The sequence below is a fragment of the Actimicrobium sp. CCI2.3 genome (genome assembly GCF_035019065.1).
Taxonomy (GTDB): domain Bacteria; phylum Pseudomonadota; class Gammaproteobacteria; order Burkholderiales; family Burkholderiaceae_D; genus Actimicrobium.
On the sequence record NZ_JASJWR010000021.1, the window covers coordinates 21,842 to 34,039 of the forward strand.

The window sequence follows — 12,198 nt, forward strand, 5'->3', positions numbered from 1 at the left end:
ATGAAATGGCACACGGTGACAACGGTAGCAACAACGATCTTGCTGGCCAGCGGTTGTGCCCAGATCGATTATTACTATCAGGCGGCGCAGGGCCAGTTTGCGCTGCTGTCCGATGCCCGCCCGATTGATGACTGGCTGGCCGATCCCGAGGTCGGAGAAAAGCTCAAGGCACGTCTGACCAAGGTGCGCGACATTCGCCGTTACGCCGCACGCGAACTGGGCCTGCCGGACAACAACAGCTATACCAATTACGCCGATGTCAAGCGGCCCTACGTGTTGTGGAATGTGGTGGCCACGCCGGAGTTGTCGATGCAGCCGGCGCAATGGTGTTTCCCGATTGCGGGCTGTGTCAACTACCGTGGCTACTACAACAAGCAGGAAGCGCTCGACTATGCGGCGGTTTTGCGCCAGGCCGGCTACGACGTGCAGATGTCGGGCGTGGCGGCGTACTCGACACTGGGCTGGTTCAATGATCCGGTGCTGTCGACCTTCATCCAGTATCCCGATGGCGAACTGGCACGGCTGGTATTCCATGAGCTGGCACATCAGGTCGCCTACGCGCGCAACGATACCCAGTTCAATGAATCGTTCGCGACCACCGTCGAGGAACTCGGTGTCGAGCGCTGGATGGCGGCACATGGCGACGAAGCGATGCGCGAAAATTTCGTGGTCTTCGATGGGCGCAAGCGTGATTTTCTCGGCTTGCTGCTCAAGTATCGCAAGCAGCTGGTGGCCAACTATGCCCGCCCGGTCAGTGATCGCGACAAGCGCAGTGAAAAGAAAAGACTATTCGCTGCGCTGAAGGACGAGTACCTGGTCCTGAAAACCGCCTGGGGTGGTTACGCCGGTTATGACCGCTGGTTTGCCGAGCCACTGTCGAATGCGCATCTGGCTTCAGTGGCGTCGTACCACGATTACGTGCCGGCATTTCGTGCGCTGATGACCGAGCAAAAATCGCTGGGAAAATTCTATACGTCGGTTCGCAAGATGGCTGCGCTGGAGCCGGCGCAGCGCAACATGCAGCTGGCCCAATTGACGCGCAATGCGTCGCTGGCGTCAGTCGATGCTTCGGTCAAGCGCTGAACGACGCGCCAAAATCTGTCGCCGCAGCGTGGCCGATGGAGCGCTGCCGTGAGACTGTCCGGTAGAAGGGTTGCTCGGATAGTACGCAAAAAGCTTGCGCCCGGGAGTCCTGCCCGATAGCATCAGCAATTAATAGAACGAGCGTTCCTATTTTTTTTGCCGGGAATCGGATCATAACAATCAGAGACAGAGGTGGACCATGGATAAGATTTGGCTCAAGTCGTACCCGCAAGGCGTTCCTGCAGAAATCGACTACACGCAATACCGCTCACTGGTGCACTTGCTCGAAGAAGCATTCGCCAAATATGCCGACCGCAATGCCTACGTCTGCATGGACAAATTCCTGACTTATGCCGAGCTCGATGCGATGTCGAAAAAACTGGGCGCGTGGCTGCAAGGCAAAGGACTCAAAAAAGGCGCACGCGTGGCTATCATGATGCCCAACGTGCTGCAGTATCCGGTGGCGATTGCAGCGATCTTGCGAGCCGGTTATACCGTGGTCAATGTCAATCCGCTCTACACCCCGCGTGAACTCGAACATCAGCTCAATGACTCGGGTGCCGAAGCCATCATCATCCTTGAAAATTTTGCGACGACACTCGAACACGTGCTGTCGAAGACGCGTGTCAAACATATTGTCGTGGCCAGCATGGGCGATCTGCTCGGATTGGTGAAGGGGAGTATCGTCAATTTCGTGGTCCGCAATGTCAAGAAAATGGTGCCTGCGTTTTCGTTGCCGAATGCGATCTCGTTCAAGCAGGCCGTCGCCGAGGGTGCCGCGATCGCGCTCAAGCCGGTCGAGCTCGGACATGATGACGTCGCTTTCCTGCAGTACACCGGCGGCACCACCGGCGTGTCGAAAGGTGCCACGCTCAGCCATCGCAACGTGATTGCCAATGTCCTGCAAAGCGAAGCATGGGCGCAGCCCGCGCTGAACCGCGAGCCGAGAATCGAAAAGCTGACCATCGTCTGCGCACTGCCGCTCTATCATATTTTTGCGCTGACCTCGTGTTGCCTGATGGGGACTCGCCTCGGTAGCATGAACATCCTGATTCCGAATCCGCGCGACATGCCGGGTTTCATCAAGACGCTGACCAAGTTCAAGATCAACATGCTGCCGGCGGTCAACACGCTGTACAACGGCTTGCTGAACAACCCCGACTTTGCCGCCGTCGATTTCTCGATGCTGAAGGTGTGCAACGGCGGCGGGATGGCGGTCCAGAAAGCCGTGGCCGACAAGTGGTTCAAGCTGACCGGTTGTCCGATTGTCGAAGGCTATGGCTTGTCCGAAACGGCACCGGTGGCCACCTGCAATCCGTCGGACTCGGCGGCGTTCACCGGCACCATCGGCTTGCCGGTGCCGTCGACCGACATCGTCATTCTTGATGATAACGGTGTCGTCGTGGCGCTCGGTCAGCCTGGTGAAATCGCGATACGCGGTCCGCAGGTCATGGCTGGTTACTGGAACAATCCTGGCGAAACCGCGAAGGTCATGACGGCCGATGGCTTCTTCAAGTCGGGAGACATCGGGATCATGGATGAGCGCGGATTCATCAAGATCGTCGATCGGAAGAAAGACATGATCCTGGTCTCCGGATTCAATGTCTATCCGAATGAAATCGAGGGCGTACTCGCCATGCATCCGGGTGTGCTCGAAAGCGCCTGCGTCGGTGTCCCTGACGAGCATTCCGGCGAAGCGGTCAAGCTCTACGTGGTGCGCAAGGACCCGACGCTGACGGTCGAGCAGCTGATGGAATACTGCAAGGAAAATTTCACGGCTTACAAGAAACCCAAGTACATCGAGTTCCGAACCGATCTGCCCAAGACCAATGTCGGCAAGATCTTGCGACGCGAATTGCGCGACGAAAAAAAGACAGCATGAGTTGATCATGCTGTCGTGTTCGTAGCGTGCTGGCCGCCCATTGAGGGCGGCTTTTTTATTCTGTCAGTGGTGGCAATTGTCGCGGCTTGCGATCGGCGCCGGTGGCGACATAGGTCAGTGTGGCTTCGGTGACCTTGACGGTATCGGCTTGCAGCCGGTTGCGTTCGGCGAAGACTTCGACATTCACGGTGATCGAGGTGTTGCCGACCTTGACGATCTCGGCATAAAACGACAGCAGGTCGCCGACGAATACCGGGTTCTTGAACAGGAACGAATTGACGGCGATGGTGGCGACCCGGCCATTGGCGCGGCGTGTGGCCGGCAACGAACCGGCGATGTCGACCTGCGACATGATCCAGCCGCCAAATACGTCGCCATAGACGTTGGCATCGGAGGGCATCGGCAGCATCCGTAGTACCGGCATTTTTCCTTCGGGCAGTGCGTTATCGTTGGTCTTCGTCATGATGTTTTCCTTTATCCCGCTACAATCCGTGCAGCATAAACTAATCTGATCCGATCCTTCCATGCGTAATCACTCCGTAGCTCCTCCGGTCGCCGCCGCCAATCAGGCAACGCGTAATGACTGGACCACCATCAAAACCCTGGTTCCTTATTTGTGGACTTACAAATGGCGGGTCTTGCTGGCGCTTGGCTGTCTGATCGGTGCCAAGATGGCCAACGTCGGCGTGCCGTTACTGCTCAAAAAGCTGGTCGATCAATTGACGGTGACGGTGTCGCATCCGCAAGCGGCGCTGATTCTGCCGCTGGGTTTGCTGGTGGCTTATGGCGCATTGCGTCTGTCGACCACGTTGTTTACCGAATTGCGCGAATTTGTTTTTGCGAAAGTCACGCAGCGCGCGGTACGCACGATCGCGCTGAAAGTATTCCGGCATCTGCATTCGCTGTCGCTGCGCTTCCATCTGAACCGACAGACTGGTGGGATGACACGCGACATCGAACGCGGCACACGCGGGATTTCGTCGCTTGTGTCGTACACGCTGTTCAGTATCTTGCCAACGCTGATCGAAATCACGCTGGTGATCGGCTATCTGGCGCTGCATTACGACGTCTGGTTTTCGGTCATCACGGCCGTCGCGCTGGTGGTGTATATCGTCTTCACAATTAGTGTCACCGAGTGGCGCACGCATTTTCGCCGCACGATGAACGACCTCGATTCGAAGGCCAGCACCAAGGCCATCGACTCGCTGATCAACTTCGAGACCGTCAAGTATTTTGGTAACGAGGATTACGAAGCCAGTCGCTACGATGACGGCTTGCGGCGCTACGAAGGTGCGGCCGTGAAGTCGCAGACGTCGCTGTCGGTACTCAACACAGGTCAGTCGGTGATCATCGCCACGGCCGTGACACTCATCCTGTGGCGCGCCACGCAAGGCGTGATCGACAAGACCATGACACTGGGCGACCTGGTGCTGGTGAATGCCTTCATGATCCAGTTGTATATCCCGTTGAATTTTCTGGGTGTGCTGTATCGCGAGATCAAGCAAAGTCTGGCCGACATGGAGCGGCTGTTTCTGCTGCTCGACCAGAACCGCGAAGTGGCGGATGCGACTGATGCGACCGTGCTTGCAACACCGGCGGCCGAAGTCCGTTTTTCGCACGTCGATTTCAGTTATGAAACCAACCGCCAGATTCTGTTTGATGTCGATTTCACGATTGCGGCGGGCACGACGACGGCTGTCGTTGGCCACAGCGGATCAGGCAAGTCGACGCTGGCGCGCTTGCTGTTCCGCTTCTACGACGTCAATGCCGGCGCGATTACGATCGATGGTCAGGATGTGCGCAACGTCACACAGGCTTCGCTGCGGCATGCGATCGGTATCGTGCCGCAAGACACGGTGCTGTTCAATGACACGATCGAATACAACATCGCCTATGGCAAGACAGGTGCCACCAAAGACGACGTGATTGCCGCAGCGCGTACGGCCTACATCCATGATTTCATCGCTTCGTTGCCGGATGGTTATGCCACGATGGTTGGCGAGCGCGGACTGAAATTGTCGGGTGGGGAGAAGCAGCGCGTGGCGATTGCCCGCGCGGTACTGAAAGATCCTGCGCTGCTGATTTTCGACGAAGCCACCTCGGCACTGGATTCAAAAGCCGAACAGGCGATCCAGACCCAGCTCAAGGATATCGCCCGCAATCGTACGACGCTGGTGATCGCGCATCGGCTCTCGACCATCGCCGATGCGGCACAGATCCTGGTACTCGACCAGGGGCGCATCATCGAACGGGGCACGCATGCCAGCCTGCTGGCAGCTGGCGGTGCGTATTCCCTGATGTGGGAGCGGCAGCAGGCGAGGGTAGACCAGGACGGCGTGCCCGTCGTGATGGGCAGCCCGGTTACCGTCCAGGCGTAATTGCTTTACCTGCGCCCGCGAAGCCGACTAACATCATCTGATGGAAACTAAATGGCTTGAAGATTTTTTGTCGCTGGCAGAAACCCGCAGTTTCAGCCGTTCGGCGCAATTGCGCCACGTGACGCAACCGGCATTTTCGCGACGCATCCAATCCCTTGAAGCCTGGTTAGGCGCTGATCTGATCGACCGTACTTCGTATCCGACACGGCTGACGCCAGCCGGGGAAATTTTTTACGAGCAAGCAATGGACATGCTGGGGCAGATCAACAACGCCCGGGCGCTCTTGCGCGGCAAGCGGCCAGCCGCGCAAACCACGGTGGATTTCGCCGTGCCGCACACCTTATCGCTGACCTACATGCCGAAATGGATGACGGCGCTGGATGTCGATTTCGGTCCGATCAATACCCGCTTGATGGCTCTCAATGTGCATGACGCCGTGATGAGTATGGTGGAAGGCGGTTGCGACCTGCTGTTGTGCTATCACCATCCGCGCCAGCCAGTGCAACTCGATTCCGGTCGTTACGACATGCTGGTGCTGGGTAGCGAATCGCTGCGTCCTTACGCCCGCTGTAATCGCGCCGGCGTTCCCGACTTTGTCTTGCCGGGCAGCGCACTCAGACCTTTGCCGTTTTTGTCGTACACGTCCAACGCGTATCTGGGACGCATGGTCGAACTGATTCTGGCCGATGCGAAACACCCATTGCATTTGCAAAAATGCTACGAAACTGACATGGCCGAGGGGTTGAAAATGATGGCTCTGGAAGGGCGCGGTGTCGTGTTCCTGCCGGAATCCTCGGTGACGCGCGAGCTGCGGCAAAAGCAACTGGCGCGCGCGGATAGCGACCAGCCAGAGTGGCAAGTCGAGATGGAAATCCGGTTATACCGCGAAAAACCGTCGGTCGGTCGTCCCGGCAAGCCACTGGTCGGCCGGTTGTGGGACTATCTGGTCGCGCAGCAGGCGCTGACCGATAAACCGGCAGGCAGGAAGCGCGGTGTGAAAAAAATCCCGACTTGAACAGGGGCGTGCGGTGGTTTTCTTTGCCGCCTGGTTCCTTTTTTAATTATGTTTTTTCAGCATGAAATCATGCTGAAAAAACATTGGTGCGGCAATGGGCGCTTGTCTTAGGATTCGTTGCTGCGATGTGACGCGCAGCACCTTTCGGGTGCGGACTTGCTAACTGATGGCTCCTGTTCTCCCCGTCATTAGCGCGGTGGCATTCCCGAAAGGATAAGATGGTGCGTTATTTATGGCCCGGATTTTGCTGTACTGGTGAGTATCGTAGTATTCCACTCTGAAAACAGAGAAGAACTGCCTGGTTATCCTGTGACAAATTGACGACTACGTACTATCCGAGATACGGGCTTTGAGATGAAGTGGATAATCTGTAATGAACAAATTTTTATGCACGATAGGGTAATTTTTCCCTATTGATGTTGATGCATCGAGCCGATGGCTTTCTACTCTCAGGAGACTGTATGAAATTAGCGAAAATGATGTTGGTTCTGATAGGTTCGGGTTTGATTGCTTCCGCAGCACAGGCCCAGGAATCAGGGACGCTGAAAAAAATCAAGGATAGCGGCCAGATCACGCTGGGTGTTCGCGATTCGTCGATTCCTTTTTCCTACCTGGACGACAAGCAGTCGTATCAGGGCTACTCGATCGATATCTGCATGAAGATCGTCACGTCAATCCAGAAAGAACTTGGACTGACCTCGCTGAACGTCAAAATGAATCCGGTGACTTCAGCGACCCGCATTCCACTGATGGCCAATGGCACCGTTGATCTTGAGTGCGGATCGACGACCAACAACACCGAGCGTCAGAAGCAGGTCGCCTTCGCGCCGACGACCTTTGTCACCGCCAATCGCCTGCTGGCCAAGAAATCTGCCGGCATCAAGACGCTGGCAGACATGAAGGGTAAAGCACTTGTTTCGACATCGGGCACCTCCAACCTGAAGCAGTTCGTTACTCTCAATGGCGAGCAGAATCTCGGCATGAACATCATGACGGCCAAGGACCACGCAGAAGCCTTCCTGATGGTCGAGACCGGACGTGCCGTTGCATTCGGCATGGACGACATCTTGCTCGCCTCGCTGGCCGCCAGTTCCAAGGCACCTGCCGACTACAGCATCACGACCGAAGCGCTGTCGACCGAGCCTTACGGCATCATGCTGCGTCGCGAAGATCCTGCGTTCAAGAAGTCGGTGGATACCGCCGTCACGAACCTGTTCAAATCGGGTGAGATCAACCGCATTTATGCCAAGTGGTTTCAGTCACCAATCCCGCCAAAGGGCATCAACCTGAACATCCCGATGAGCGAGCAATTGAAGGGCGTGATTGCCAAGCCTACCGATTCAGGTGATCCTGCGGACTACGCGATGGTATCAGCCAAGAAATAATCAGTATCCGCGACACGATGGACGATGCGGGGGGCGTAACGCCTCCCGCTTTATTTTATGCAATTCAGATGCTGCACCGCATAATGCGGGGAGCGGATTTTCACCTGACGAAGACGTCCTCGGCATTGCCGGGGCGAGTACCGTAATCAAGACAACATAGCAAAGAGGCCACGATGAATTACAACTGGAATTGGCAAATATTCTGGGCGCCGTCCCCGGACGGCGTGGGGACCTACATGGATACCCTGATGTCGGGACTGGTGTGGACACTGGCGACGGCATTGACGGCCTGGGTCATGGCACTGGTCATCGGTGCCATTGTCGGCACGATACGCACGATGCCTAATCGCTGGGCTGTGCGCCTGGCCAATGCGTATGTCGAACTGTTTCGCAATATTCCGTTGCTAGTGCAGATGTTCCTCTGGTACTTCGTGATGCCGGAACTGGTGCCGACATCAACGGGTGACTGGCTTAAGGCCATGCCGAATGCGCCGTTCATCACGGCCGTCATCTGCCTTGGATTTTTTACTTCATCGCGTGTCGCCGTCCAGGTCTCTGCCGGTATCCAGGCCTTGCCGCGCGGGCAAACGCTTGCCGGTACCGCACTGGGACTGACGCTGCCGCAGACTTACCGCTATGTGCTGTTGCCAATGGCGTTTCGGATTGTCTTGCCGCCGTTGACCAGCGAATTTCTCAACATCATCAAAAACAGTTCGGTTGCGCTGACCATTGGCTTGATGGAATTGACCGCGCGGGCACGCTCGATGTCAGAGTTTTCCTTTCAGGTATTCGAAGCTTTTACGGTCGTCACGATCATCTACATTGTCGTCAATATTATCGTCGTCAATCTGATGAGCCTGCTTGAGAAGAAAGTCGCTGTTCCCGGCTTCATTACTTCCGGTTCGGGAGGGCATTGACCATGCTCGCTAACTTCGACTTTAATGTCATCGAACGGTCCTGGGTTTATCTGTTCCAGACCGGGATGGTCTTTACGCTGAAACTGACCGCCATGGCGATGGCCGGCGGGATTGTTCTGGGTACGCTGCTGGCGATGATGCGCTTGTCCAAGTACAAGTTGCTGTCGCTGCCGGCGACCAACTATGTCAACCTGATTCGCTCAATGCCATTGATCCTCGTGATCTTCTGGTTCTATTTCCTGGTGCCTTACATCGGTGCCTGGATGATCGGCTCACCGACACCCATCCAGGTCGGGGCGTTTTCATCGTCGCTGATTACCTTCATCTTGTTTGAAGCAGCCTACTACTGCGAAATCATGCGCGCCGGTATCCAGTCGATCCCGCGTGGCCAGGTCTCCGCAGGCAGGGCACTGGGCATGAACTACTGGCAAACGATGAGTCATATCGTGCTGCCACAAGCCTTCCGCAACATGATCCCTTTGCTGCTGACGCAAACCATTGTGCTGTTTCAGGATGTCTCGCTGGTCTACGTGTTGTCGATCACCGACTTTGTCGGCGCAGCCTCGAAAATCGCGCAGCGCGACGGGCGTCTGATTGAAATGTACCTGTTCGTCGCCGTGGTGTATTTCATCATGTGCTTCGGCTTGTCACTGCTGGTGAAAAAGTTGCAGCAACGGGTTGCCATTATCCGGTGACGCTCATCTCCCTTCAGCGTGGTTGACGATTAAAAATTAACGGATTCAGGAGAAACACATGATAGAACTCAAAGATGTCAGCAAGTGGTACGGTAAGTTTCAAGTCCTCACCGACTGCAGCACGAAGGTTGCCAAAGGCGATGTGGTCGTGGTGTGCGGTCCATCGGGGTCGGGTAAATCGACGTTGATCAAGACGGTAAATGGTCTTGAGCCATTCCAGAAAGGCGAGATCTTTGTCGATGGCGTCTCCGTCGGTGATCCGAAAACCAACTTGTCGAAACTGCGCGCCCGGATCGGGATGGTGTTCCAGAACTTCGAGTTGTTTCCGCACTTGTCGATCCGCGAAAACCTGACGATCGGCCAGATCAAGGTGCTGGGTCGTAGCGTCGACGAAGCCACTGCCAAAGGCTTGAAATACCTTGATCGGGTAGGCCTGATCGAGCAGCAGGACAAGTTTCCGGGGCAGTTGTCAGGTGGCCAGCAGCAGCGCGTGGCGATTGCCCGTGCGCTGTCCATGGATCCGATCGCGATGCTCTTTGATGAGCCGACCTCGGCACTGGATCCGGAAATGATCAATGAAGTGCTGGACGTGATGGTCGGACTGGCCGAAGAAGGCATGACGATGATGGTCGTGACACACGAAATGGGTTTCGCCAAGCGGGTTGCCAATCGTGTCATCTTTATGGATAGCGGTCTGATTGTCGAGGATTGCACCAAGGATGAGTTTTTCAATACGCAGCGCTCCGACCGGGCACGTGACTTCCTGGCAAAAATCATTCATTGAGTCTGCTTCCGGCATGATCAAAAACCGCCTCTGCATTAGCAACAGGCGGTTTTTTTTCGCGCATCGTCGATCTGCGCCAGACAGCGCAACAGGTAAAATGCGGCACGCCATTGATGAGAGCACGCATGTCCAATTCCACGCCCCAAACGATTACGATCACTCGTCCCGACGACTGGCACTTGCACCTGAGAGATGGCACGATGATGGCGAGTGTGCTGCCGCACACGGCGCGGCAATTTGGTCGCGCCATCGTAATGCCAAACCTCAAGCCGCCGGTTACGTTGACCAGTCACGCAGTGGCCTACCGTGACCGCATCGTTGCCGCCTTGCCGGTCGGGTTGACGTTCGAGCCATTGATGACCTTGTACCTGACCGATAACACTGCACCGGATGAAATCCGTCGTGCGAAAGACAGTGGCATCGTGCATGGTGTCAAACTCTATCCAGCGGGCGCGACCACCAATTCCGATGCCGGTGTCAGCAACCTGACCAACTGCTACAAGACGCTGGAAGTGATGCAGGAAGTCGGCTTGCCACTCCTGTTGCATGGTGAAGTCACCGATGTGGCGATCGACCTGTTCGATCGGGAAGCTGTCTTCATCGATCGCGTGCTGATGCCGTTGCGCGCGGCCATGCCGGCGTTGAAGATTGTTTTCGAGCACATCACGACCAGCGAGGCGGCGTCGTACGTGGCGCAGTCCGCCGGCCCGATTGCGGCAACGATTACCGCACATCATTTGCTTTATAACCGGAATGAAATTTTCAAAGGGGGAATCCGTCCTCATTACTATTGCCTGCCAGTGCTCAAGCGCGAGCAGCATCGACTGGCGTTGATGACGGCCGCGACGTCGGGCAATCCGCGCTTTTTCCTTGGAACTGACTCGGCACCCCATCCGAAGGGGTTGAAGGAGCATGCCTGCGGTTGTGCCGGTTGCTATACCGCGTTGCATGCGATGGAGTTGTACACGCAGGCTTTTGACAGCGTCGGCGCACTCGACAAGCTGGAACAGTTCGCCAGTTTCAACGGGCCGGATTTCTATCAGTTGCCCCGCAATGCCGACTCCATCACGTTGCGACGCGAAGAGTGGACAATGCCCGCCGAACTGGCGGTTGGCGAGTCAACTGTCGTACCGCTCAATGCTGGCGAGATGCTTCCCTGGAAGCTGGAATGAATGGTGGTGCCGAGCCGGTTGATTTCAGGTTCGGTATCGACTGGCATCAACCGTGGCTGGCACCGTTGCGTGTGCGCGGCGAACCGCTTTGTCAGCCGCAAGTAGATTGGCGCAGCGCGCTCAATGAGCAGGCGCTGCGCAGTGGTATGCGCAATCATCGCGACTTGCCGGTGCGCTTCGTTGCGCAGTCGGATTTGCCGTCCGGGCAAGGCTACGAGGCGTTCATCAGTGCGACTGGCCAGGTTCCCACCCGTAACAATGCGCATGACTTTTTCAATGCGCAAGTCTGGCTGGCCTTCCCTCGGATTAAGGCAAGGCTCAATGCATTACAGGCCGAAGATATTGCGCGCCAGTTAATCGAGTCTGGTGGCGTTGTCGCCGGCCATCGCGGCCAACTGCGTGACGCGCTGACGATCTTCGACGAAAGCTCGGCATTGCTGGTGTCGAGTGACGTGAGCCTGTTTGCTGCCTTGCGTGCGCATGACTGGAGTTCGGTTTTTATTGAACGGCGTGACGATTTCGGACAGACATGCGAAGTCTATTTGTTTGGGCATGCGCTGATGGAAAAGCTGGTTGCGCCCTACAAGGGAATCACCGCCCATGCCTGGCTGGTCGAGGTAGACGAGGATTATTTTGACCTTCCTGAAGCCGACCGGATGGCGCATGTCGATGGCGTGATCGCTGGTCAGCTCACGTCAGCTTTACGTAATCGCGATTACGCGCCGCTACCGTTAATGGGCATCCCCGGCTGGGCCGAGGCACAAGATGCGGACTTCTATGCCGATTCGTCGGTATTCAGGTCCGGCCGCAATCGGTGATGAGTAATAAGTGAACATGAAAAAAGCACCCGAAGGTGCTTTTTTTGCTGAGCTCCACTGGTCACCGTT

The 12,198-nt window shown here is 56.2% G+C and carries 12 protein-coding genes; 10 read left to right on the forward strand and 2 right to left on the reverse strand.

The window, feature by feature from the left end; genetic code table 11:
• Both QN370_RS12645 and QN370_RS12650 read left to right on the forward strand, forming a co-directional pair.
• Positions 1-1,083 carry an aminopeptidase gene (locus QN370_RS12645; RefSeq protein WP_322126181.1) on the forward strand — a complete coding sequence of 361 codons (1,083 nt, stop codon included), beginning with the start codon at positions 1-3 and terminating at the stop codon, positions 1,081-1,083.
• A 199-nt stretch (positions 1,084-1,282) separates the two neighbouring features.
• Complete coding sequence (locus QN370_RS12650) at positions 1,283-2,965, forward strand: long-chain fatty acid--CoA ligase (RefSeq protein WP_322126182.1); 1,683 nt, start codon at positions 1,283-1,285, stop codon at positions 2,963-2,965.
• A gap of 55 nt (positions 2,966-3,020) precedes the next feature.
• On the opposite strand, the gene QN370_RS12655 is transcribed toward QN370_RS12650, so the two are convergent.
• On the reverse strand, positions 3,021-3,428 hold the full coding sequence (locus QN370_RS12655) for an acyl-CoA thioesterase (protein WP_322126183.1): 408 nt from the start codon (positions 3,426-3,428) through the stop codon (positions 3,021-3,023).
• 61 nt (positions 3,429-3,489) lie between these two features.
• On the opposite strand from QN370_RS12655, the gene QN370_RS12660 reads away from it, so the two are divergent.
• From QN370_RS12660 to QN370_RS12685, 6 genes are all read left to right on the forward strand, one after another.
• On the forward strand, positions 3,490-5,343 hold the full coding sequence (locus tag QN370_RS12660) for an ABC transporter ATP-binding protein/permease (protein ID WP_322126184.1): 1,854 nt from the start codon (positions 3,490-3,492) through the stop codon (positions 5,341-5,343).
• 40 nt (positions 5,344-5,383) lie between these two features.
• The gene (locus QN370_RS12665) at positions 5,384-6,358 is read left to right on the forward strand and encodes a LysR family transcriptional regulator (RefSeq protein ID WP_322126185.1); all 975 of its coding nucleotides are present in this window, start codon (positions 5,384-5,386) and stop codon (positions 6,356-6,358) included.
• 461 nt (positions 6,359-6,819) lie between these two features.
• Positions 6,820-7,743 (forward strand): transporter substrate-binding domain-containing protein, encoded by a 924-nt coding sequence (locus QN370_RS12670; protein ID WP_322126186.1) that lies wholly within the window; start codon positions 6,820-6,822, stop codon positions 7,741-7,743.
• Positions 7,744-7,916: 173 nt separating this feature from the next.
• On the forward strand, positions 7,917-8,660 hold the full coding sequence (locus QN370_RS12675) for an amino acid ABC transporter permease (RefSeq protein ID WP_322126187.1): 744 nt from the start codon (positions 7,917-7,919) through the stop codon (positions 8,658-8,660).
• Between the two features lie 2 nt (positions 8,661-8,662).
• Positions 8,663-9,355 (forward strand): amino acid ABC transporter permease, encoded by a 693-nt coding sequence (locus QN370_RS12680; protein ID WP_322126188.1) that lies wholly within the window; start codon positions 8,663-8,665, stop codon positions 9,353-9,355.
• Between the two features lie 58 nt (positions 9,356-9,413).
• Positions 9,414-10,139 (forward strand): amino acid ABC transporter ATP-binding protein, encoded by a 726-nt coding sequence (locus QN370_RS12685; protein WP_322126189.1) that lies wholly within the window; start codon positions 9,414-9,416, stop codon positions 10,137-10,139.
• Here QN370_RS12685 and QN370_RS12690 read toward each other — a convergent pair.
• Positions 10,129-10,266 carry a hypothetical protein gene (locus QN370_RS12690; protein WP_323581730.1) on the reverse strand — a complete coding sequence of 46 codons (138 nt, stop codon included), beginning with the start codon at positions 10,264-10,266 and terminating at the stop codon, positions 10,129-10,131. The genes QN370_RS12685 and QN370_RS12690 overlap by 11 nt on opposite strands.
• Between QN370_RS12690 and pyrC the strand changes: the two genes are divergently transcribed.
• Positions 10,265-11,311, forward strand: a complete 1,047-nt coding sequence (gene pyrC / locus QN370_RS12695) for a dihydroorotase (RefSeq protein WP_322126190.1) — start codon at positions 10,265-10,267, stop codon at positions 11,309-11,311. The genes QN370_RS12690 and pyrC overlap by 2 nt on opposite strands.
• Positions 11,308-12,129 (forward strand): DUF3025 domain-containing protein, encoded by an 822-nt coding sequence (locus QN370_RS12700; protein ID WP_322126191.1) that lies wholly within the window; start codon positions 11,308-11,310, stop codon positions 12,127-12,129. The genes pyrC and QN370_RS12700 overlap by 4 nt, the downstream gene beginning before the upstream one ends.
• Positions 12,130-12,198: the final 69 nt, after the last annotated feature.